The organism is Flavobacterium sp. (assembly GCF_004211145.1).
Lineage (GTDB): Bacteria > Bacteroidota > Bacteroidia > Flavobacteriales > Flavobacteriaceae > Flavobacterium.
The window spans coordinates 98,623-122,671 of sequence record NZ_SEBS01000009.1 but is presented as its reverse complement, the minus strand read 5'-3'; the positions used below and the strand labels follow the sequence as shown (position 1 = coordinate 122,671).

Below are 24,049 nucleotides of genomic sequence, written 5' to 3'. Positions count from 1 at the left end.
GTTCTACCGATTCTACAGCCAGCAAGGAACCAAGTATTTTGCGGGCAAGAACCGGCACGATGCGTCCGATGAATTTTACACGAGTAATTACGATTTGTCGACGTTCGACAGTAATTTCGTAGGTTTGGGACTTCGTTTTGCGCCGGCCAACGGCATATTCGGGTTGAAACATTTCAATATGCTCGAGTTGCGATACGGTCATTATGGAAGGTCGGACGGATTGTCGTCTAACATCATCAGCCTGAACATAAAATACAAATAATAGACACGCCACACTCCCGAGTCTCGGGTTGACATAAATGGATCATATATTAGTAGTAGAGGACGAACAAGGAATTTCTAAATTCCTGCGGCAAGGCCTGGAAGAAGAAGGTTTCCAGGTTACGGTCGCGATCGATGGTCAAAGCGGTCTTTATGCGGCGCGCAACCAAAAATTCGATCTTTTGCTGCTCGATTGGATGATGCCCAGAATGTCGGGACTGGAAGTATGCATGCGTTTACGGGAAAATGACAAGTCGACACCGATCATCTTTTTGACGGCGAAAGACACGCTGGCCGAAACCATTGCCGGGCTCAAGGCAGGCGCGAACGATTACATAAAAAAACCGTTCAGTTTCGAGGAATTGCTTGAGCGGATACGCGTGCAACTGCGAAAGCCCGACCAGCCGCTCGACGACTTGCGTCTGGGGCCAATCCTCATCCGACGCGGCTCTCATCAAGTGTTCAACAACGGAGACGAAGTCGTGCTTACCCAGAAAGAATTTGCCCTGCTCGAATATCTCATATCCAATAAAGGCGCGGTCTGTACGCGAACACGGATTATCGAGGACGTCTGGAATATTCACTTCGCTTACGATACAGGCGTAATCGATGTTTTCATGAACTCGCTTCGAAAAAAACTGAGCTTCAAAAAAGACGAGGATTTTATAAAGACGATTAGGGGAATTGGCTACATTGCAAATGATTTCGCTTGATATGCCGACACTTTCGTTCAAAAATCGTATTGCGTTAAACTTTCTGATCGGCACGAGCTTCATCGTGTTGCTTGTTTTCGTCGTGATCTATCGGATTACGGTTGCTAATGCCATCGCCGACATAAACAGCGACCTCGAGCTGGAAGTGCAAAAACACCAACATGATGTGAGTATGCTCAAGGATACGAGCAGGTTGGTTTTGCCGAACGAATGGAGGGAAACGGAACACAACGACGAACTTGTAAATCCCGTATTCGTTGAGATTTATGATCGCAATGGCAAGTTTCGTGAAAAGTCGCCGAACCTTCACGGCAGGCTGAAACTCTATGAAGCCGAGAATGTCGAATTCAGGGATACCATCCTTAAAGGACAACGGCTGCGCCAAACCCAATCGCCTTTGTATTTCAAGGGAAGCAAAATCGGTTATGTGGTAATCGCGATGTCGGTAGAAGCACCGTACCATCTGATAAGCGACCTCCGTCTGACGTTGCTTGTCGCGTTTCCGTTGGTATTGCTGTGTCTCTACAGCCTTACGCGTTTTATGGCGGGACGAAGTATCCGGCCGGTTCAGGAAATCACTGCGACGGCTAGCATAATCACCGACAACAACTTGGAAAAGCGCATCAAGTTGCCCGAATACAAGGATGAACTTTACGTGCTGTCAAACACGATCAATAATCTATTGGGTCGGATTCAGAGCGCGATAGAACGCGAAAAACAATTTACGTCGAGCGCATCCCATGAACTGCGTACTCCGTTGGCCGTAATCAAGGGAACTCTTGAGGTGCTGATGCGCAAGCCGCGCGACGTGGCCGAATACCGCGAAAAAATAGAATTCTGCATGCGCGAGGTCGACCGGCTGAACAATCTTGTCGATCAATTGTTGCTCTTGGCCCGCTTTGAAGACCAGAAGGTATCGGTCAAGAAACTCGAGTTGAATCTCGATGAAATCATCCTTGAATCACTTCAACGTTTCTCGCCGAAAATCACGGGCAAAAACCTTACGATCGACTTTAAGTTCGACAAACATTTCCCTATAACTTCCGACGCTTATCTCGTTTCGATAATACTCGACAATTTGCTGTCGAACGCGATGAAATATTCTCCCGACAACGGAACCGTTCGCATCTGTTTGTCGTCGGACGGACAAACTACGAATTGTATCATATCCGACGACGGTTTTGGAATATCCAAGCAAGAACAACAATTGATTTACGAACAATTTTACAGATCGAATACACAACAAAACCCCGATATAAAAGGGTTCGGCCTTGGCTTGTCTATCGTGAAACGTTTGTGCGTACTTCTCGATATTGACGTTTTGCTCGAAAGTGATTTGGGTCAGGGCACGACTGTACAACTTATTTTTTAACCTTATTTACAGAATGAAGAAAATAGCTTTCCTGAAACCGGCTTTCAATTTTTTATGGCTTTTTCTGCTGATTACCAACTTGAGCCGTTTCGTGCTGTTTTTAATATTCTTCGACCGCGTTTCAGAAACTCCTGATTTCTGGTATATTTTTCCATTGGGCTTAAGGTCTGACTTCATCCTCGCGAGTTACTTGCTCATTCTTCCCGTGTTGCTTTTGCTCGCGCTTCCGGAACGCCCGTTGCTCAAGATGCAGCGTTTCTTCAACATTTATTTCATCACATTTCTGGTGCTGTTGCTGCTCATGGAGCTGTCGACGTCCGACTTCATAAAGCAGTACGACACTCGCCCGAACCGGCTTTTCCTCGATTATCTGATTTATCCCAAGGAGGTCATGGGCACGCTCATCAAGAGTTATTGGCCGACGTTGATCATCGCCGTGGTCCTGCTCACGGGTTTTACGTGGTTGCTCGTTAAAAAACGGAACCAGCTATTTTGCGTCGGGCATTCGCCTTATCGCACGAAACTTATACTTTTTCCACTGATCGTTTTCCTGCTTATTTTGGGCGCGCGTGGAAGTTTGACCTCAAAGCGTCCAATCAATGTGAGCAACGCGGTTTTTTCAGTCGATCAACTCACGAATTGCCTTGGATTGAATTCACTGTATACCGTTGCGTTCGCCGTGTATTCGATCAAGAACGAAGACAATGCCGAGAAAATGTACGGGAAGATCGATCCGGTCGAAGCCATCGAACGCCTCAAGAAATATATGGATGTCGGTCCCGATGGATTTACATCCGACAGCATCCCGACATTACATTCTCAGAAACCCGATACGCTTTTGACGCGCCCATACAATTTGGTAATCATTCTCGAGGAAAGTCTCGGAGCCGAATACGTAGGTTGTCTCGGCGGAAAACCGCTCACGCCCGAATTTGATAAACTCTCGACCGAAGGCACGTTGTTCACCGATTTGTATGCGACCGGAACCCGCAGCGTCCGCGGAATCGAAGCCGTCGTAACGGGGTTTTTGCCTTCGCCGTCCGAAAGTGTCGTGAAACTTGGCGATTCCCAATCGGGATTCTACACGGTTGCGGCCTTGCTCGAACAGAAAGGCTACGACACGAGTTTCATTTACGGCGGAATGGCGAATTTCGACAACATGGCGTCGTTCTTTAACGGAAATGGATTTAACCGAATCATCGACGAGGACGATTTCGACGCGAAGAAAAGCGCGTTCCACGGCACTTGGGGCTGGAGCGACGAAGACGTCATGGTAAAGGCCAACGAGTATTTCAGGTCGCAGAAGAAGCCATTCGTCTCGTTGGTTTTTTCGTCGTCGAACCACGAACCTTTCGAATATCCTGACGGACGCATCAAGCAATACGACAAGAAGAAAAATACGGTGAACAATGCGATGAAATACGCCGATTATTCGATCGGGAAATTTTTTGCATTGGCAAAGAAAGAAGCGTATTACAAGAACACGGTTTTCCTCGTGATTGCCGACCACAACACGCGCACCTTCGGGAAACACTTGGTTCCGGTGCATAAGTTCCATATTCCGGCGCTGTTGATCGGGCCGAATGTGCCGAAAGGAAAACGCTACGAAAAATTGTGCAGCCAGATCGACATCCAGCCAACCACACTTTCAAAACTTGGGATTGAATTCGAAACACCGATGCCCGGACGTGATTTGTTCGATTTGCCCGAATTGGTAACAGGCCGCGCGATGATGCAGTTTCACGACATCAATGCGTTTCGCGTTGGGAACAGGGTAGTGGTGATGCAACCGTTGAAGAAACCGCTGCAGTTCAATATGGAAAACGACACGACTTTCGTAGCGACGGCTCTCGATCCCGAACTCGTGAAAGACGCACTCGCACACGTCGCGGCAGCTTCCTGGCTGTATCGCGAGAACAAGTTCAGGCTTCGGACGATAAAGCGTTAATCGGGCTGCAGCTCAAAAAGCAACACCTGGCTCTTTAATCGCTCGATGACCATATTCATCATGCGTTTGTTGAGTTGCGATGAATTCTTGATGTACTGGTCGTATTCAGGCACGGTAAACAATCCGATCACCATTCCTTTAAGCGAATTCCGGAACTTGATGTCCTTTTGGATGGAATTCTCGATGTACTGCAATTTCTTCTCGACGCCGTACGAATAGAAGTCGTTCTTATATTTGGTGACGTAATTCTTGAAGACGTCGATGAGCAGGTCGTTCTGGAGTTTTAGTATCGGACGCAATACTTGATTCTGGAAAATCTCGTCGCTTGTCGACTGATCGCTTACGGTTCCTATGGCTTCACCGCGAATGGCACTGATGGATTCGTCTCTGGTCTGCATCGTTTTTTCTTAAAGATAAAAAAAACCGCTGTGGGATGCAGCGGTTGTTTTTTAAAGTTGTCAACTTCTTATTTGATATGGAAGATCGCTTTTCTTACGAGTCTGCGCGCCATATCGGAATTTTTATCAACAGATGTGTCTTCTCCGGCAGGAACGATATTGAGTCGTGCTCCATCGATTCCGGCCCTGATCAAAGTAGTTCTGATATACTCCGCACGACGTCCTGAAAGTGCGTTGTTGAAGTCGCTGCTTCCAATTTCGTCAGCATAACCTGTAATGTCTGCGGTCGCCGATGGGTTGTTTCTCAAATAGTTGAGGATGAACGCCACGTTTTGTGTCGAAGCCGGAGTCGGTTTCACGCTTCCGAAGTCGAAGAACACCGCCACGTAACCGTCGTTGATCAATTGTTTCAACACTTCAGAGCTGCTTTGCTCCACACTTTGGGCAACGCCTTGGTTGACGCCTTCCTTAACCGTTTGGTTCACATATTTCTCAAGTTCGTCAGGAACACCGTTCTGGTTCATGTCGACCATGCGGCCTTTCGTGTCTACCGCTACACCTGGGATCGAGTTGTTTTCGATATCGAGATAATCCGGCACACCGTCTTTGTCGGCATCGTTCATCATCGTCTCAAGTTCGCCGATACGCTTGTCGAGGTCTTCAAGTTCTTCCTGACGTTTGTCTTCGATTACGCCCCAGTCGCCGTGAAGTTCGCTTCTATTTCCGAGTGAATATGAAAGTCCAACCGTTCCCGTGATCATTTGGCCTTGGAGGTTGTTGTCGTCAGACGAATAGTGTCCATCCCAAGCAAAATGCTGGCGGACATTGTAAACGGTGCTCACGTCAACATAAAGAGCAAGTCGCTTAAGAATGCGAAATTGTGGCGTGATACCGAACACGAATCCTATATTGTTCTCGTTTATATCGGCATTTGACGTTCCCGCAATCGGATCGATTCCTGTGTCAAGTTTCGGCGTGATGCGTGAGTATGAAAAACCTCCGTGCGCCAACAATCCGAATCTCCCGATGTGTTCTTCAAGATTCAACAAGCGCGAAGCGTTCACGACACCTTGAATTTGAAAACGCAATTGTTGTACTTCGAAAGGCTTACTTTCGGTATCCTTGTTATTTTCGAATTTATCGTAGCTCGCGTCGAACTTGAACCCGAATTTCGGACTGATCATGTAACGTACGCCAAGGTTGTAACTGTTGAAATCAATGGATCCAAGAACTGAATTTGGATTGCTGGAATAGTAACCCTCAGTGTAAGGCCGCATTCCCTTAGCGGGTCCGATACCGGCTTCGATGGTCCATTTGTTATACGTGTCGTCAAGGGAAACCTCTTTCACGTCGGCTTCTTCAGTTTGAGCCGAAAGCTGGCCAAAAGCCAGAAGTCCGAAAGACAATAACAGTAAATTTTTCTTCATAAGTTTCAGGCGTTATTAGGCTGGATGTAGCAACTTTTTAACGGTTGCCTATTGCAAATATAGGAGTTTAGATTTAATAACTGTCAACCTTGGGGCGATAAATAAAGCGATGTTGTTGCGTTTTTATAATTAATTTAACAGGACTGCCTCACAATTTCAAATGAGATAGGTATTTCATGGATTTACATGCGCAATTATTGAATAAAGTGGCCCGAATACGTAGATTTGCAATAAAAAACGATGCTTTTCAATACGAGGAAATGGGTGAAACCCGAGGATTTGAATCCGAACGGAACTTTGTTCGGCGGAAAATTGCTCGCTTGGATAGATGAAGAATTGGCACTTTACTCAATAATCCAGCTCGAAAACAAGAAAATAGTCACCAAACACATGTCCGAAATCAATTTCAGGAGTTCGGCGCGCCAGGGAGACATTGTCGAAATCGGGATAGATGTGGTAAAATTCGGCCACACGTCAATAACGCTGGCCTGCGAGGTTCGAAACATCATGACGCGCGACACGATCATCACGATCGATTCGATCACGATGGTGAGCCTCGACGAAGACGGGAAACCGAAAGCTCACGGCAAAACGCACGTCGAACGCATAGAAGATCGCCTGAAAGCCCCGAAGTGATTACGCTTTCGCGCCCCTGAGGTATTTCCAGTCGATGTAGAACGTCCCGAATGGAAGCACCGACGCCAAACAAACGACGGTAAGTTTTTTGGCCGACCAGTTTTCTTCCATTTTAAGCATGATGGCCAGAATGATATAGGCGATGAAAAGTACGCCGTGCGCCATCCCGATATGTTTCACGTAAGCGGGTTCGCCGAACGCATATTTCATCGGCATGGCGAAAAAGAAAAGGGCGAGAAGTGAAATTCCCTCCAAAAGGGCGATGATCTTGAAAAATTTAAGCATGGTCTTGATAAGATAAAACGGCCTTGGCCAGTGCAAAAATAGGCAATACCACGATAACAACACATTATTAGAAAAGAATTCAATGGGAAAACGCGATCTGAAAAAATATTTGGCCGAGCTCGACAAAGAGCAGATATCGGATCAACTGCTCGACCTTTATGACAAATTTCCTGAGGTCAAGACATATTACGATTTCGTGTTTAAGCCGAATGAGGAAAAACTCATCGGCGAGGCGAAGGCTAAAATCTCGAACGAGTATTTCCCCATAAAAAGCAAGCGCCCCAAACTCAGGCGTTCGACCGCTCAAAAATACATCAAGCACTTTCTTTCGTTAGGTGTCGATTCATTTGCCGTAGCCGACCTGATGCTGTACAACATAGAGGTCGCCCAACGTTATACCGCAAAACGTGAAATGCGCTACTCGTCGTTCTACAAAAGCATGTTCAATTCTTACGAGCAAGCGGTAAACTTCATAATTGCGAATTCACTGCTGTCCGATTTTCGAAAAAGGCTTCAATCCATCGACGCAGTCGTGCAGTCGCAAAATTGGGATAATCGCTATGATTTTGAGGTAGTTACAGAAAATATCGAAGAGATGTAACTTCTAAAATGTGAGAATTATGAAAGATTCGAAGAAAATTCTGTAAGCAAACATATTCGCATTTTGAGACATTTGTAATACAGCGTTTCCAACTCGCTTATCAAAGCCGCCCCATTTCTTTAATTTGATAATGCAATTATGTCGTCTCAGCCAGCAATACATGAGCGGATATCAACAGTTTTGTTTCGTATTCCGCATATATCCAACTTCTTGATTTTTAAGGATATCTTAAAGAATAAAGAGTCGCTGGTATCTGTGATGATCGAGTTTCTCAAGCTTGGTGCCCCGAAATATTGTACCACGGCTACGACCACGCACATTCGCTACGCAAGGATGTCATCGGGAAAAAAGGCAATGCGGCCGTCGTAAGGATTTGCATCCCCGGCAAAGAAGTGATCAGGCGCGATAAGAAAAGAACCATCAATCTTTTGATCAAGGAACTCCAGAAACCTCGCAATATTGTCACGTTGGCATCTCAAACCATTTGTTGGGAGCAGGACATCATCGCGATAGCGATTACGATCGAATCGATCACGCACTATAACAAACACGCCGTCGGATGCACGCCTGTTGTCCTTAACGAAATTGCGTAAACAGTTCATTATTCTCATCCTGCAATCCTTCCTCGAGTTGCGACGCCCTAAAAAGATTAACGAGTTCGTGCGCAATCCTGGTTGGCTCAGGGATGCGATATTTTCCGACGCAATTCTGAACGATGGCAAGGCTTTCATCGGCAGTGATAAGATTTCCGGGTGAAATATAAATGGGTTTCACGGCGTTTTTTGTCCGAAGCGCATAACCGAGCAACTGATCTTTTTTCACGATAGGGCAGGTGCTGCCTTTTTCAAGCCCCAATTCTTCAAATTCACCATGCAACATGCTCTTGGCGCATCCGATGGTTACTTGGTCCTCGAGTATTCCAAAATGGGTCGCGATGCCCATTTTTCGCGGATGCGTGATTCCCTGACCGTCCAATATGAGCAGATCCGGTTTTTCGGGAAGCATTTCCCAGGCTTTTAGAAGCGCCGGAATTTCGCGGAACGCCAGAAATCCGGAAACGTATGGGAAGGTCGCCTCGGCCTGTGCAAGTGCGATGTGTTTGATCGTCAGTTCGGGATAATTGAAAACGACGATTCCAGCGTGAACCGTCGTGCTGAATTTATTGAACGAAATATCGGCGCCCGCAATGGTCTTAATGGCTTTTTGAAGTGGTTTGATTGCGATCCTTTGACGCATTTCCTTTTGGATCTGCGTGGCTTCGGCAATGCTCAGGTTGTCGTAGGTTAACATTAAAATAGGCTTAATTGATTGTTGTTTTGTTTTTGGGGTGGTTTTTCAGGGCCCGAAACCGTGCGTCCTCCGTAGCGCCACGATTCTTCGCGTTCCTTTTGGATGACGGCATCGAAGTTGGCGTTGGGCGTGAAATCCTTCTCGGCATCGCGCGCCATTTCCGACAGTTTTTTGATCGCCTGAAGCTTGTCTCCGTTTCCGATCCTGGATTTCCGGACGGCGGTCTGCAACGTCGAAATCGTCTCGTCGTACACTATCGTCGGCACCGGAAACGGATGTCCGTCTTTGCCGCCATGTGCGAATGAAAACCGCGCCGGATCGTCGAATCGCGATGGAGTTCCATAAATCACTTCGCTCACCAAGGCCAGCGATTGCAGCGTTCTGGGCCCCATTCCTTTCAAAAGTAAAAGCGATTCGAAATCCTCGGGTTGTTTCTCATGCGTGAGCCAGAGCATCGCGCCGAGTCGTTTCAAATCGACATCTTTGGCGCGCACGTCGTGATGTTTGGGTAAGATCAGATGTCGGGCCTCGCGGATTATCCTGTCGGGATTCTCACGACTGATTTCAAGCGACCGCGATCTTGTTTCGGAGGCGTCCTTATCGGTAAAATTCAAGATCGCGCCCTGATTTTGGCCGTAGATGAACGTGTGCGGCTCGTTCACGAACGATTCGATATTCTCTGAATGCCAATGATAGCGGCGCGCCGTCGACGTTTGCCCGTTCATTCCCCGTTGGATCACCGCCCATTTCCCGGTATTGCTGACCATGAAATTGTGCAGGTACAATTGGAAACCGTCCTGTATCGCCGTGTTGTCGACTTTTGCGGTGAGTTTGCTGTTCTGGGCGAGAAGGTTTCCATTGAGTCCCGTGCGTTCGCCGATTCTCAGGAGTTCGTTGGGCGTTTGGAGTGAATGTTTGCCTTTTCCGCCGCAGATGTAGATGCCAAGTTCTTTTGAATGTGGGTTGATCGCACGTTTCAAGGCGCCCATGACCGAAGTCGTAATGCCCGACGAATGCCAGTCCATTCCCATGACCGCGCCAAGGCTTTGGAACCAAAACGGGTCACTCATTCGTTTGATCACTTCGTCCGATGAAAACTCTGAAACCATCGTTTCCACGATCGCGAGCCCAAGTTTGGACATACGCTCATGCAGCCACGCGGGAACATGGCCGTTGTGCAACGGTAAATCGGCGGAACCCGAGCGCTTCATAGGCGAGATTCTAAGTTGTACGATAGTTTGGGAAACCCAAATTTACGTATTAGAAACGTGAAATGCCCGCGAAATATTAGGATTTTCGAATTATTCGATGAACTGCATGTCGCAAAAATCAAGAGGTTTCGTCAGGTGTAAAACTTCACTATAATGTTGCGTCTTCATCAATTTTTACATACGCACGTCGCGTTTAAAGTGTTCACTTGGGGCATGCGCGCGTTGCTGTTTCTGGCATTTTTGCCGTCGGGATATAAGAAGCTGGCGGGTTTGCGTTTTACGCAGATCGGAATCGACAATCCGGTCGGTTTCTTCTTCGAAGCCTTGTACCGATGCGGGATTTACTGGAATTTCCTGGGGTTCATGCAACTGCTCGCCGGAATCCTGCTATTGATCCCGCGAACCTCGACTTTGGGCGCGTTGCTTTATCTGCCCATCGTCCTAAACATTTTGATCATCGTTTGCGGAATGCATTTTACGGGAACGCCGATTGTAGTCGGCTTGATGCTGTTGGCAAATCTGTACCTACTATTTTGGGAATACCCGAAAATGAAGCGGATCGTCCAAATCCTGTTTGCGAAATCCTGACTAGATTCCGGTCTTTTTGCCGTGAAGCTCACACAAAGGTTTCCATTTTCCACCGCGGTTCACTTCCCATTTTTCATCGAAACTTTCTCCATCACGGCTGAATGTCCTGATCGCGCGCTCAGTTTCTCCCGTGAATTTCCAAGAAAGTCCGTCGGTATCCAATTCGTACCGACGCGAGAAACCGAGATTGTCGAAATTGTGCGAAACGAGCGTCTCAGAATCGACATCGAACCCGATAATCGACGTTCCAGAATGCGTTGCCTTCCCGAAGTCGTGGTTCCAATTGCCCTGTAAAAAGAAATCGCCGGCGAGCCATTGGAAGGTTTCGGTGCCCACGACTTCGACCTCGGAATCTTTTCCTGCGCCTTCAAGGTTGCGCCCGACGATGCCCCAATGACCAGTAAAAGCGCGCAATGTTTCGGGTTTCATGTGAATTTCAGTGGTTTTCATATCCGATAGTATTTAAGGAACATAAAAATAAAAACGGGTGCTATTTTGCGCGTTATAGGATTTCGCGAATTTTTGCACGTTCACATTTAAGGTTGTTTGAGTTGCATCACTTCTTCGAGTAAAGGCGGAAGACCGCTCGCGTTAATTTGGTCCTTGTCCCAATAACTGAGCACACAGGCCACATAATTGCCGCGAACCGGTGCGACGACATAGTAGGCGGTAAGTGTCTTTACGCCCGACATCGCAGTCAATAAACCCGTCACGCCCGTAAAATCGAGCACACGTTTTCTGGCCTTTACGGGAACCGATTCGAAGATGATGTCGACTTCATCGTCTTGAAGGATTTTCACGTTTTTCCTGTTCTTCGTAACCGCAAACTGGGCGGCGACCGCCTTCGAAGCCGTATTTTCCTTTTCGTGCACCGACCAGCTTATCTCGCCATAATAAGGGCATTGCAGCGTATTCAAGAACGTCCAGTAACAGCTCGAACTTCGCTTGAATTTTCGGCCCGCGAAATTGATGCTGTCGGGTTCCATCGTCGTGTAGGTGCTTTTTGGGATCGCGTTGTCGAGAAGCATTTTCGTAAATCGCCGTTCGAACGCCGGATTCGGGTCATCCATTGTTGAAAGCCCGACGACGAGAACATTCTTTTCCTTGTTTTCTACAAAATAATACGTGTCCGATTGGACGATTCCATCGGCTATGATCTTTGAACTTTTAACGACGTAGTTTTTATGTCCGAGGCTGTCGTCGGAGACTTTCAATTCATCGACATTTAATTCGTATTTACGTGCCGGTTTCTTCAAGCCTTTCGCGTCAAACTTATTTTCAAATAGTTGACTTGTAATGATATATCCGTCGATGGTGTGAAAAGCGGCATCGGTATTTTGAAGCGACTGGAGACGCGTTTCAAAGCCTCTGTCCTGAGAAAAACCGACGATCGGACACAGCACAAATAAAACAAAAAAGTGACGCATAACTTTGCTTTTTACAACAAGATACGCAAATGATCGGCAATCGCGAAACATAGCCGTTCGATAAATTTAACGATAACGTCGTAGGAAAACTTTTTTTTCACCGTACTTTTGCAAAATTGGACAAACCAGACATGCAAACAGGGGATTTAGCGGCAGAAACGAGCGGACGGAAGGAACTTTACGGCTATCAAAAAGGCGATATCGACGCAATTTTTGAGCGCCTCGACAACGCTGCGCCCAATTATCACCTGCTTTACCAATTGCCGACGGGCGGCGGGAAAACGGTCATTTTCTCAGAAATCGTGCGCCGATATCTCGAAAAGCACGACAAGAAAGTAGTCGTCCTCACGCATCGCATCGAATTGTGCCGTCAGACGTCGAAGATGCTCACGGGTTTCGATGTCAAGAACAAGATCATCAACAGCAACGTCAAGGATTTGCCCGACCAGAACGAGTATTCGTGCTTCGTGGCGATGGTCGAAACATTGAAAAACCGTATCAACGACGCGAAATTGCATCTCGACAACATCGGTTTGGTGATCATCGATGAGGCGCATTACAACTCGTTCCGAAAATTGCTGGCTTCGTTCAAGAATTCATTCATCTTGGGCGTGACCGCGACGCCTTTGAGCTCGAACATCCGATTGCCGATGTACCAGAACTATAACGAGTTGATCACGGGCGACACGATCAAATCGCTCATCGATAACGGTTACCTCGCAAAGGCTTCGACATATACGTACGACGTCGGGTTGACCTCGCTCAAAGTCGGGATCAACGGCGATTACACGGTAAAATCTTCAGAGGAATTGTATTCGACGATGCTCATGCAGGAGAAACTGCTGCACGCTTATACTGAGAAATCTCTCGGAAAAAAGACACTCATCTTCAACAACGGAATCAATACGTCGCTTTATGTGTACGACACTTTCAAGGAGGCCGGTTATCCGATCCGCCATCTCGACAATACCACGGGAGCCGAGGAAAGACGCGACATCCTGACGTGGTTTCGCAAAACGCCCGATGCGATTTTGACGTCGGTTGGGATCCTTACGACAGGTTTTGATGAACCGACCGTGGAAAGCATCATCCTGAACCGCGCCACGAAATCGCTCACGCTGTATTTCCAGATGATCGGCCGCGGCTCGAGGAAACTTCCCGGGAAAAGCGATTTCCTCGTGATCGATTTGGGAAATAACGCCGCCCGATTCGGAATGTGGGACGAACCCGTGGACTGGCAGCTGATTTTTAGGTCGCCCGAATGGTATCTCGAAAACCTGCGCGACGACGCCGAAATCGAATTGTATTTCCGTTATCAGATGCCGCCTGAATTGCGCGCCAAATTCGCGAAGACCGAGAACGTCGATTTCGATGTCGATGAAGAGCATCGCCTGGCTTTGGCCGCGAACCAGCGTTCGAAGGTCGTATTCGAGAAATCACTCGAACAGCACGCCAACATGTGCGTCGACAACAGCGAAACTTTGCCAGAAGCGCGTCAACTTACGAGAGATCTCGACGAGGACATCCGTTCGCGCATGAAGCGCTACGCGTCCTGTTTGAGCCACACGAGCAAGAACTATCGCGAATGGCTCGTGGACGACTACAAAAGCAAGCTCGCGCTCTTGGTCGGAAAGAAATTCCGAGAGGCGATGGTCGACTGAAAACTGTAAGTTATTTACGATTTTTATAAGTTATTTCTTGTTGTTTATCGTTAACAATCAGTCCGTTCGTTCGATAATCGGCAAAAAAAACAGGCACATCTGCATAGTATATTAACAATTGTGCATTTCATCGACTTTATTTTAAGTTCAACAGAACTTTTTTTGCAGGCAATTCCATTGGCCTACCTTTGCTTCATCCTAAACAACTAACGGGAAAGAAATGCAATACGTCGTAGTCAATTTGTTTTCTCTCCCGAATGCCACCAACCTAAGATTAGAAAACTGATTTTGCGGGCGCTCAACAAAAATTTGGGCGTCGGCGACAAGGAAACTAATAGCCTCTAATTATGAGTGAAAAGTACAATGTGTTATTGATTCTCGAAGGAACTTACCCGTACAATGGTGGCGGGGTATCGACCTGGGCGCATATGTTGTGTAACGACGTGAGTAATTCGAACTACACGCTTTACAGCATCAACGCCGATTTTGAAACAAAGTCAAAATACGAACTCAGCGAAAACGTAGCCGGAGTAGTGCAAGTGCCGCTTTGGTCGCCGCTTGAGCCTCAGGAGATGATCAGCTACGGAAAGAAATTCTACAAGTTCGTCGAGCGTAAGGAAAACACGCTGGACAACGACATCGACACCATTTTCCTGCCGATTTTCGAACGCCTCATCAATGCGATATACGCACAGGTTCCCGACAGCGAGGACATGGACGACGTCGTTTTCGACATGTGGCGTTATTTCCAAAAACACGATTACAAGAAAACCATGCGCAGCAAGCAGGTTTGGGATATGTTCTGCTACATGATGAGCGACATCATCTCGGCCGACGGCGATATCGAAGCCACGCTTTACGACCTTACCGTTGCCATGCGTTGGATCTATAGATTCTTGATTCCGCTTTCCATCGATGTCCCGAAAGCCGACCTTTCGCATTTGACGTTGTCAGGTTTTCCGGTAATTCCGGCACTTGTCCTCAAGTACAAATACGGGACGCCGATGATCGTTACCGAGCACGGAGTTTTCATCCGTGAGCGTTTGATCGCGATCAATTCGTCGGAATACTCGTTTTTCCTTAAGCAGATGTTGATCAAATTCTCGGAAGCGATCACAAGTCTGGTGTATTACAAAGCCGACAGGATACTTTCGGTGAACAAATTCAATATGACCTGGGAGAAAATGTACGGAGCCGACCCGAAGAAAATCGATGTGATCTACAACGGAATCGACCATAAATTATTCGTTCCGAAAAAGAAACCCGAACACTTGACGATGACGCCGACGGTTGTTGCCGCAGCGCGTATCTTCGAATTGAAAGACATCATCACGATGATCAAGTCGTGCTCAGTCGTAAAAGGAGCGATCCCGAACGTAAAGTATTTAGTATATGGCGACAACAACGCCGTACCTGAATATACGGCCGAATGTAACAAACTCATCAAGGAACTTGGATTGGAAGAGAACTTCATCCTCGCGGGCTACCATGCAAAACCGCATGAATTGTTCTGCGAAGGCGATATTTCGATCCTGACTTCGATCTCTGAAGGTTTCCCATACACGGTTCTTGAATCGATGAGTTGCGGAATACCTGTCGTAGCTACCGATGTCGGTGGTGTGACCGAGGCTCTCGACAATTCTTGCGGATTCATCTGCAAACCGAAAGATTACGTCGAAATCGGAAACGCTGTCGTAACTTTGCTCCAGAATGAGGAAATGCGTCGCGGCATGGGAATCAACGCCCGTAAAAAAGTAATTGAGAATTTTACCATCGGTAAATTCATTTCAGAATACGAGCAAGTGTATGACCGCATGCTCACCAAACGTACCAAGCAAATTGTTGAACCAATCTTTATCGAGCTGGAAAGACAGGAAGCGTCTTAACATCCTGATTGCATTTGATTCCATTTCCCCCCAAATCTATGGAAATTCAAAATGAAAATATAAAATCCCTGATCGTTGACATCAGAGACAAGGTCGGCAAGCCCGTAAGCAACCGTGTTGTTGTGGCTGCGATCGAATCTTTGGGTATTCGCGACATCGACACGAAATCTGATTTCGGGATGCCGTCGATTTACGATCTGGCTGATTTGGTTTACTACGAGCTCACGACTTCTGAAGAGCACAAAGGCGCCAAGAACATCAAGGAACGCGAAGCAGAGCTCAACAATCCGCAGACGATTCCCGTTTCGGATTACATGGCTGTGAAGGCCAAAATTTTCGCCCAGTATTATTCCCAGGGTATTTTCCATTTGTTTCCCGTGTTGTTGCAGATCATCGCGATCATTTATTTCGGGTATTCGCTCTGGACGTTCGTCGGATTCAACAACCTGCAGTCGACCGCCGTGGTTTTGGGCGTCATCGTAGGTCTCGTCTCGACGGGCGGATTCGTCCAGGTCATTGGCCGACAAGCCTCTTTCTATTGGAACCACGCCGATTATGTGATGACCAAGCGCACCGTGAATTATCTTTTGAAGATCGGGTCTTTGTCGATTTTCGCGGTTTTGGGTGCGATTTTCATCTGCAATTTATTTTTCCATATTTATCCGTATTCCTTCCTTTTCGTCGTGTTCACGTATGCGCTGCTCATCGGGTTGCTCGTACTCTTGCTCGCGCCTTTGCACACGCTCGACCAGCGTTGGGTAATTACCGTGGCGATCACTTTGGGAACTACGGTTGCGATCTTGCTCAAGCAACTCACGCCGATCATGACGTATTTCACGCACTGGATCGGCATCGCGACGGCGGTTTTGACGGCCTGGATTTTCCTTCGCGTGTACTTCAAACGATTGCTCGCCCAAAAGAATGCGAAATCGAACCTCGAAGTAAAACCGAACTTGTTTTTCTACCACAATTACAAATTCTTCCTTTACGGACTTGCGATCTACATCTTCATTTTCATCGACCGATTGCTCGCGTGGTCAGCCGATCATAACGGTCCGCTTCCATTTGTAGTGTATTTCGAAAAGAACTACGAATTGGGAATGGATTTCGCGATTTTGGTTTTCCTGTTGCTTGCGGGCGTGCTGGAATTTGCGATCGCGTCGTTTTCGAAGTTCATGGACATCGGGCAAAAAACCGTGTCGGCCCAGAACGTTTCCAAGTTCGGAAAAGATTTATACCGCATGTATTGGCAACATGTGACGATGCTTGTGGCTACTGGAATTGGCGTTTTCATCCTTGTTTACTTTATGATGTTCGCCAAATGGGGTTATGCCGGGCAGTTTCATGAAACGCTCGATCCGGTCAGCATTCGCGTGTGCTTCATCGGAGGTTTGGGTTATCTGTTCCTGGGTTGGGGAATGCTCAACACGCTTTGCCTTTTTACTTTAGGTCAGCCTGATAAACCATTGAGAGCCATAGTTATTTCGTGCATCGTAAACTTTTCAGTAGGTTTTATCCTAAGCCGATTCGTAGCGTACGAATACAGCGTCGTCGGTTTGCTTTCGGGCGGAATCGTCTTCATGATCATGACATCGATATCGGTCAAAAAATTCTATAAAAATCTCGATTATTACTATTATGCGGCTTACTAGACTTTTCCTTTTCCTGTTGCCGTCGTTAGTTTCGGCAAATACCATCGCGCCGCCGGTTGCAAAAAGCAGCGTGCTGGTTTGTTATGGCAGGCTCGACCCTGAGGAAATCAAAGGCTACAGCTATGTGATTCTCGAATCCCAGTTCTACAATATTTACGAGATCCGAAAAATCAAGTCGCAGAACGAAAAAGTCGTCGCGTATATCAGCATAGGCGAGGTGAACGCGAACGCGCCCCATTACAAGGATTTGAAAGATCATACGGCCGGAAAAAACGAAATCTGGGACAGTTACTATCTCGACTTGAAGTCCGAGAAAACGGTTTCGACATTGTTGCGCATCATGGATGGCATCATGGAAAAAGGATACGACGGGCTATTCCTTGATAACGTCGACAATTATACGACATTCGGCGCGCAACCGAACCAAAAAGCCGATTTGGTGAACCTGCTCAAGAAGATGTCGGAAACTTATCCCGACAAGATTTTCATCCAAAACGCCGGCCTCGAACTCGCCGCTGAAACCGCGCCGTACGTGGACGCGCTTCTCATGGAATCAATCGCGACGAATTACACGTTCGACGACAAGACATACAAACTCCGTAACGAAGCCGATTTCAAGGCATATGTCGCAAAACTTGACGCCATCAATAAAAACCAGAATCTGCCAATCCTTTTGATCGAATACGCCGACACTGAAAAGTTGTACAAACAAGTCGTGCACCGCATCAAATCACTGGGTTACGATTACTTCATCGGGAGTATCGAATTGCAGACCATGCCAAAATTCAACTAAGAAATGCCATTAACCAGTTCCATATTGTGGGGATTCATCCGGCTGTGCTTCATGCTGCTGTTCATCTATTATCTGAACAGGAAGTTCGTGAACACGTCGGGGTCGAACAATTTCCTGGAATTCCTGGTGTGGCAATGGTTCCGATACGGCACGATAATGGGCGTCGTCATTTTCGCGACCGTCCAGCTAAACATCTACAGTCTCGTGAATTGCGTGATTATCTTGATCATGATCATTGCGATCGACTACATCGGGCTGAAAAACCTGCGACATCCGATAACATATTACAACAATGTCGTGCGCAACAACGTGAGTCTCGTGTTGCAACGCATCGAGATCAGCTATCCGAAAACGGCCTGGTTCAAATTCAAGAAGAAAAAGAAAAGCAAGGAAAGCGGCCTGTATGTATTGCTGCTGGTCATCGTGCTGTCTATCATCACATTCGCGAGCCGCGTTTATTTCTTCAAATACGATTCGTATTCGCTTTCTCCGGTTTGGATCGCCGACCTTGAAACCGTGATCGGGTTCGACCTGCAGAATTGGTTTGCGGGCGAATCGACCGTAGTAGGGGATTTGGCCTACGTGAATTTTTACGGAAAGATCGCGAACGTCACGCCTGAAATCGCGTTGCAGTCCATCGGGATCCTCGAATCGATCCTAATCGGCGTGCTCATGTTCTGGGTCGTACGCAAAGTCACCCAATCCAAGAACATCGCGCCCGTGATCGCAGCGTTGACATTCACGGTCGTTTACACGTTATCGCCCGTAAATATTTACTACGTTTTGCAGAACCGTCCGGTATTCCTCGCGCTCACGTTCGGGCTTCCCGTCATGGTGTATTACCTGAAACCCGGCGTGCTCAAAATGAGCAAATGGCAATTTTTCTTCAGTTTCCTCGTCGCATTTTTCGTGATCGGCCTTATCGATCTGTTCACGCTTACGATCTTGTTTCCGCCATTCATGCTCGTCGGAATCTTCTTCGCAAAGAAAAAATCGGGCAATTTCAAATGGGTCGGATTGCTTTCGTATTTGATGTCGGTGGTTTGTATCATTGGAATGTACACGCTTTTCGGTATGTATTTCCAAACCGATCTCAAGATGTTCCTGCATTCGAATTTGCTCGCGGTAAGTTCCTATACGTATATTCCGCAGCTCGTCGTGGAACTCGATACGTTGCTATTGTATTACAGGATAGCATCGGCAGGCGCATTGCTGTTACTGCTGGCGTTTGCGATTTTCAAGAAGGAAGATTGTCGCGCGGCATTGGCGTTCCTGATTTATTTCAATCTTTTGCTCGTGCTCCGATCGATGAACAACTCATGGATCGACGACGATTTGCTTACCCAGGGCCTCGCGGTCTTCATGCCGATCGTGGCCGGAATCTGCCTCGCGTCGGTAATCAGGGTTTTCATGCCTTTGTATGCTCGCTTAGGCAAAATCAGGATTGCGTTCGTGGCCGTCGTGTTGGTTTGCGGCGTTTCGGCTGCGGCTTTTTATCAACAGACGAATTTCGACAAATTGACCGAATCCGATCCCGCGCAGCGCGAAGTCCTCGAAGCTTACGACAACATCACGCGCAATTATTTCCCGTATTCGTATGCCGTCGTCAACAACAACATGACGCAAACGCTGAGTACGAACAAGCACTTTTTCATGAACTACTCTGACTTTATTTACGATTATCCGCAGCAGGATTCGGTGTATTTCAAGAACATAAACAATCCCAAATTTGTCAAACAGCATCCTGATGAGATCATTCCCAAAAGTGTGCTCGTATTCGTTTTCGATGAGGAAAAGGCCGCCGATTCTGAGGTCTATGCTGAAAACGGAGAACTCAAACCTATATTAATGGATCAGCTGGCTTTGCTCAAGAAAAGAGGAAGAAAAGTTGAACTGTTTTACGACAACGACCATGTCAAAGTCTATGAAATAGTCAACGAGCCCAAGTCAAGCCGAACATCCGACCTGATATTCTAAAAATGAACCAACAAACACAAATACAAAAGAAAATACGGTTGCGCTTTCTCGCGATGCTGTCGCTGTTCGTAGCGGCGAGTTGCGGGTCGCTCGATAATTTCGATGCGGACGACTTCAGTTTCTTTAACGACGACAACAAAGGCAGCAAAGCCGAACTGCGCCATTACACGCTTCCGGGTGAAAGCCAGACGCCATTGATCATGTACATTCGGGATAACGCGAGCAACACCAGCGTAGCGAATGACCGAAACATCAGGAAAGTCTGCGATTACACGAAATTGCCGTTCCGTTCGCAGGACATTGAAGGTTTCAATGCGAAGCCCGCGTTTCCGGCATCGACGCGCGTGGTCTGTGTGACCGACATCAAAAAAATGAATCAGGCGGCATTGAACCGACTCACCGATTTTGTCGCGTCGGGCGGAACATTGCTGTTGCCATTGGCAAGTGAAGATCGTCGTATGGGATTCTTCGTCGGATTGAAACCTGAGAACGATTTCGACACCGATATTACGTCCAAAGGTTTCTTTTTCAGCACGGCGCTTTTGCCAAACCTCAAAGGGAAAGTGTATGGAGAACAACAGCTCCACTACGGATACGCGCGCAAGAATTTCAAGAAAGACGTAAAAATCCTTGCGACTTCCATAAACAATCGGGAATATCCTGCAGTCGTTGAAAATCCGATAGGCAAGGGGAAGGTTATTTTTTACAATACGACGTTGGAATACGAAAAAATTCACCGAGGCCTTTTGTTCTCGGGACTGTTGCGCGGCCTTGAAGGAATTCCATACCCGATCGCGAATACGAGTACGATTTTCCTCGACGATTTTCCGTCGCCCGTTTACGACATCAAGTCGGAACCGATCAAATCCGAGATGAACCTCACGATCACTGATTTCGTCAAGGACGTTTGGTGGCCTGACATGAAGGAACTCGCGGTGAAACACAAGATCAGCTATTCGGCCATGATCGCGTTTGACTACAAGAACAATGTCGAGCCTCCATTTTTGTTCGATCAATGGGATTCGCACAAGATCAAGGCGAACAAGAAAACCGAAGTACTTTCAGATTGGCTCATTTTCGACTCGAAGAAAAACGGACATGAACTCGCGTTTCACGGTTACAATCACGTCGAATTCAAGAAAGGCCATTGGAAAAACCCCGAATTCATTGGGATGGCGCTCAAAGCCGTGCAAAAGAAATGGGGAATCGCGAATTACGGACCGTTGCCGGTTACCTATGTTCCGCCATCGAACATCATCGATAAGGACGGCGTGCAATATCTCAGGAAAGGAATGCCGTCGATCCAATACTTGTGCAGTTTGTACCTTGGCGACCAGGCTGAAGGCGGCGGACGCGAATTCGATTTTGACCCGTACAACAAGGATTTCTTCGATTATCCAAGGATTTCCGATGGATTCTATCTGGAAACCGATAAGTCATTTTCGCTCGAATCCATGTATCTATACACGGGAATCTGGACGCATTTCGTCCACCCGGACGACATTTACCAGATCCCAAGCCCGTTCAACAAATCGGCTGGAGATTTCGATCTCCGCAATAGCCGCGAACTGGGTTGGCGCAAGACCAAAGGAAAACCGACATCTATGTTTGGCGAATTCAGCAATCTTTTGGATGCGATGGCCAAGACCTATCCGCAGTTGCGTTACGTGAATGCCGGAGAAGGAGGGAAGATCGTCAACGACTGGCGTGCCTCGCATTTTATCCACAAAAAAGCTGACGGTCTTTACACTGTCGTAGAATCCGAACCTGAAAAGAGCCTCGGAAATACCCAATATTGGTTCATGTACAGCGGTTATCAGGCGGCACCGAAAATGGACGCCTCGTTGCAACGCGAGGAAGCCTTATATTCGAAAACGCCTTTCCTCGATGGATTTTTGTATTCGATCTATACGCACAAATCATCGCTTACCGTTTCGGATTTGAACGACAAGACGCCGTCCCAACTCAAGGAGAGCGCGAAAGTCGTGAAATCGGTCGCCCAACAATACAAGGCGTATCAGGCGAAATTCAAGAAGTATATGCTCGGCACGCCAGACAGCAAATATGTGGAAGAAGATTCGGAAGCATTGCTCGACAAGGAAATGTTCCAGTTGAGCCAACAACTCCTGAAAAAACCTACGATCGATTCCACCCAATGGAACAAATATGCGAAGTTCATGGCTTGGGACAGGGAGAAGCCCGTCGATCCGTGGAAATTGCTCGAGGAATATTGCGTAAAATATCCGACGCCTGAAAACATCATGTATTCCAAGGAACTCGATCGCGTGATCGGATACCCGAACGACCTTACAAGGGAAAAATGGATGTCGGCCCAACTCATCGTAACCCCGAACGACGTGCATTTGCTGAACAGTTATGTCGCTTCTTTCTATTCGGACGAGAATCAGGAAAAAATCAAAAAAGCGTTGCAGGCATTGCTTAAAGTGGAGACGAATTTCGATACGTACCTTCAATACCTGCAGCATTTGCTCACGTATGAACCCGAGACGGCGAAGCAGGAAATCGACAAAATAAAACCGGAGGAAAAATACAGTCCGATCGCGAGCGATGCCGCATGGATGTACGCCGACCATAATGATTATGAGAAAGCGTACGCTTGGTCGGTACTCAGCGACGACATCGATTTTGGCTCGAAAATGTCATGGTTGATGGAACTTAAAGCCTACAAACCGCTTGAAGCCGAATACAAAAAATATATCGCGATCAACCCCGAGGATTACCAGACAAAAGCCGTCATGGCGACTGTTTACCACGAACAAGGCCGTTTCCTCGAGGCTTGGGTCCTCGCCAAATCACTGCCCGACAGCCCTGAAAAAGACGAATTGCGTGCGATGCTCAACAAAGACGTCGTCTACGTCGAGGAAGAGTTGCAACAACTGCTTATCGTAAAACATCCGGAGTTGTTCTATCCGGAGGTCTTGGCCGCGTTGACGAAGGATTATCGCAAACAGTTCGGGGATTTCGTAGCATTGAAGAGCGCGATGGAAACCAACAAGGATCTGCCGCAGTTCTTCAAGAACAGCTTGACTTACGGGCATTTCGACAAGAAAAAAAGAATGCATAGTTTTAGTTTTACGTATGCGAAGATGTACGACATCGACATCGATCTGTTCGACCCGAAAGACAACGTGACGGCGAGTGCCTATGGATTGCAGTACCAATTCAACAATGCCGTAGATGCTGAAAAACTTCAGTATTGGGGAAGCGGACGCGTGGAGTATACTGATTACGGGAACTTTTACGTTCACGCCGGTTTGGGCGCGAGTAAAAATTATGGAAAGAATTTCCTCTCGGTTGAAGCAAGGCTTTTCCCTGCCGAAACCGGTCCGGCGTACCGAAAAGAAATCTACAGGACGCAAGCGGTCGCCTATGGAGAGTTTTACTTTTTCAAGCATCTGAACCAAAATATAACAGTCGAAGGAAATTATTACACGCCAAGCAAGTCAAAAACGCCTGTAAAAATCGATGCGTCGTATGAAGTAATTCTCACAAGCAAGACGATCTGGGACAACGGCGCCGACGTAAGGATGAAGTTTCTTCCATTCGCCGAAGTGTCGTTCTCGCAAGGTTCGATCGGTACTACGGCAAACGCGAATACCGAATTCGGATACCCATATTGGATGCTCGATGAGCGTTTGTATTATGGTGGCGGACTTGGCTGGAGATACGGAAAACTCGAAAGCGATCTGACGGCAAGGCTCGAAGCCGCTTATTTTCTCGACGATTATTCAGGGAACTTCATGCGCTACACGGGCGAAGCGAATTGGCAGATCTGGGATTACACATCGATCTCCGCAACCATGGAAATGTACACCCAGGACAAATTCTACTCGAACGCGTTCCTGTTGGGCGTGAAACACAATCTCAAGAAAAAGCAAAAAAAATAGTTGACGGGAGTAGGT

20 protein-coding genes and 1 pseudogene are annotated in these 24,049 nt (G+C 47.2%); 14 read left to right on the top strand and 7 right to left on the bottom strand.

All coding sequences use genetic code 11. The features are described from left to right. The 4 genes and pseudogenes from EOO50_RS06445 to EOO50_RS06430 form a co-directional block, all read left to right on the top strand. A pseudogene (locus EOO50_RS06445) lies at positions 1-262 on the top strand (hypothetical protein); the annotation flags it as partial. Between the two features lie 37 nt (positions 263-299). Further along, on the top strand, positions 300-974 hold the full coding sequence (locus EOO50_RS06440) for a response regulator transcription factor (RefSeq protein ID WP_290838727.1): 675 nt from the start codon (positions 300-302) through the stop codon (positions 972-974). A 1-nt stretch (position 975) separates the two neighbouring features. Further along, positions 976-2,346, top strand: a complete 1,371-nt coding sequence (locus EOO50_RS06435; RefSeq protein ID WP_290838726.1) for a HAMP domain-containing sensor histidine kinase — start codon at positions 976-978, stop codon at positions 2,344-2,346. A 13-nt stretch (positions 2,347-2,359) separates the two neighbouring features. Next, positions 2,360-4,294: an LTA synthase family protein gene (locus EOO50_RS06430; protein WP_290838725.1), complete on the top strand. Its 1,935-nt coding sequence runs from the start codon at positions 2,360-2,362 to the stop codon at positions 4,292-4,294. Here EOO50_RS06430 and EOO50_RS06425 read toward each other — a convergent pair. After that, entirely contained in the window at positions 4,291-4,692 is a 402-nt protein-coding gene (locus EOO50_RS06425) for a glyoxalase (protein ID WP_290838724.1), read from the bottom strand. The two genes, EOO50_RS06430 and EOO50_RS06425, sit on opposite strands and share 4 nt — an antisense overlap. Positions 4,693-4,760: 68 nt before the next feature. Continuing rightward, positions 4,761-6,119: an OmpA family protein gene (locus tag EOO50_RS06420; RefSeq protein ID WP_290838722.1), complete on the bottom strand. Its 1,359-nt coding sequence runs from the start codon at positions 6,117-6,119 to the stop codon at positions 4,761-4,763. A 240-nt stretch (positions 6,120-6,359) separates the two neighbouring features. On the opposite strand from EOO50_RS06420, the gene EOO50_RS06415 reads away from it, so the two are divergent. Continuing rightward, positions 6,360-6,755: a hotdog domain-containing protein gene (locus EOO50_RS06415; protein WP_290838721.1), complete on the top strand. Its 396-nt coding sequence runs from the start codon at positions 6,360-6,362 to the stop codon at positions 6,753-6,755. Here EOO50_RS06415 and EOO50_RS06410 read toward each other — a convergent pair whose 3' ends face one another. Further along, the gene (locus EOO50_RS06410) at positions 6,756-7,040 is read right to left on the bottom strand and encodes a DUF3817 domain-containing protein (RefSeq protein WP_290838720.1); all 285 of its coding nucleotides are present in this window, start codon (positions 7,038-7,040) and stop codon (positions 6,756-6,758) included. Between the two features lie 82 nt (positions 7,041-7,122). Here EOO50_RS06410 and EOO50_RS06405 point away from each other — a divergent pair, with 82 nt between their 5' ends. Next, positions 7,123-7,641, top strand: a complete 519-nt coding sequence (locus tag EOO50_RS06405; protein WP_290838718.1) for a DUF6155 family protein — start codon at positions 7,123-7,125, stop codon at positions 7,639-7,641. A gap of 293 nt (positions 7,642-7,934) precedes the next feature. Beyond that, complete coding sequence (locus tag EOO50_RS06400) at positions 7,935-8,234, top strand: hypothetical protein (protein WP_290838717.1); 300 nt, start codon at positions 7,935-7,937, stop codon at positions 8,232-8,234. Here the strand turns inward: EOO50_RS06400 and nfi are convergent. Both nfi and EOO50_RS06390 read right to left on the bottom strand, forming a co-directional pair. Beyond that, positions 8,218-8,931 carry a deoxyribonuclease V gene (gene nfi / locus EOO50_RS06395; protein WP_290838716.1) on the bottom strand — a complete coding sequence of 238 codons (714 nt, stop codon included), beginning with the start codon at positions 8,929-8,931 and terminating at the stop codon, positions 8,218-8,220. The genes EOO50_RS06400 and nfi overlap by 17 nt on opposite strands. Next, positions 8,931-10,142 carry a DUF763 domain-containing protein gene (locus EOO50_RS06390; protein WP_290838714.1) on the bottom strand — a complete coding sequence of 404 codons (1,212 nt, stop codon included), beginning with the start codon at positions 10,140-10,142 and terminating at the stop codon, positions 8,931-8,933. Before EOO50_RS06390 ends, nfi begins: the two co-directional genes overlap by 1 nt. A gap of 153 nt (positions 10,143-10,295) precedes the next feature. On the opposite strand from EOO50_RS06390, the gene EOO50_RS06385 reads away from it, so the two are divergent. Further along, entirely contained in the window at positions 10,296-10,730 is a 435-nt protein-coding gene (locus EOO50_RS06385) for a hypothetical protein (protein WP_290838713.1), read from the top strand. Here EOO50_RS06385 and EOO50_RS06380 read toward each other — a convergent pair whose 3' ends face one another. Both EOO50_RS06380 and EOO50_RS06375 read right to left on the bottom strand, forming a co-directional pair. Then, positions 10,731-11,180 carry a DUF1579 family protein gene (locus tag EOO50_RS06380; RefSeq protein WP_290838712.1) on the bottom strand — a complete coding sequence of 150 codons (450 nt, stop codon included), beginning with the start codon at positions 11,178-11,180 and terminating at the stop codon, positions 10,731-10,733. Positions 11,181-11,266: 86 nt separating this feature from the next. After that, complete coding sequence (locus tag EOO50_RS06375; protein ID WP_290838710.1) at positions 11,267-12,157, bottom strand: hypothetical protein; 891 nt, start codon at positions 12,155-12,157, stop codon at positions 11,267-11,269. Positions 12,158-12,288: 131 nt separating this feature from the next. On the opposite strand from EOO50_RS06375, the gene EOO50_RS06370 reads away from it, so the two are divergent. The 6 genes from EOO50_RS06370 (at position 12,289) to EOO50_RS06345 (ending at position 24,034) form a co-directional block, all read left to right on the top strand. Continuing rightward, entirely contained in the window at positions 12,289-13,818 is a 1,530-nt protein-coding gene (locus tag EOO50_RS06370; RefSeq protein ID WP_290838709.1) for a DEAD/DEAH box helicase, read from the top strand. Between the two features lie 347 nt (positions 13,819-14,165). Beyond that, entirely contained in the window at positions 14,166-15,704 is a 1,539-nt protein-coding gene (pelF, locus tag EOO50_RS06365) for a GT4 family glycosyltransferase PelF (protein ID WP_290838708.1), read from the top strand. Positions 15,705-15,742: 38 nt separating this feature from the next. Then, the gene (locus EOO50_RS06360) at positions 15,743-17,356 is read left to right on the top strand and encodes a hypothetical protein (protein ID WP_290838707.1); all 1,614 of its coding nucleotides are present in this window, start codon (positions 15,743-15,745) and stop codon (positions 17,354-17,356) included. Continuing rightward, positions 17,343-18,149: an endo alpha-1,4 polygalactosaminidase gene (locus EOO50_RS06355; protein ID WP_290838706.1), complete on the top strand. Its 807-nt coding sequence runs from the start codon at positions 17,343-17,345 to the stop codon at positions 18,147-18,149. Before EOO50_RS06360 ends, EOO50_RS06355 begins: the two co-directional genes overlap by 14 nt. 3 nt (positions 18,150-18,152) lie before the next feature. Next, on the top strand, positions 18,153-20,126 hold the full coding sequence (locus EOO50_RS06350) for a hypothetical protein (RefSeq protein WP_290838705.1): 1,974 nt from the start codon (positions 18,153-18,155) through the stop codon (positions 20,124-20,126). Between the two features lie 2 nt (positions 20,127-20,128). Continuing rightward, a complete protein-coding gene (locus EOO50_RS06345) occupies positions 20,129-24,034 on the top strand; it encodes a DUF2194 domain-containing protein (RefSeq protein ID WP_290838703.1) in 3,906 nt (1,301 codons plus the stop codon). The last annotated feature ends 15 nt before the right edge of the window (positions 24,035-24,049 follow it).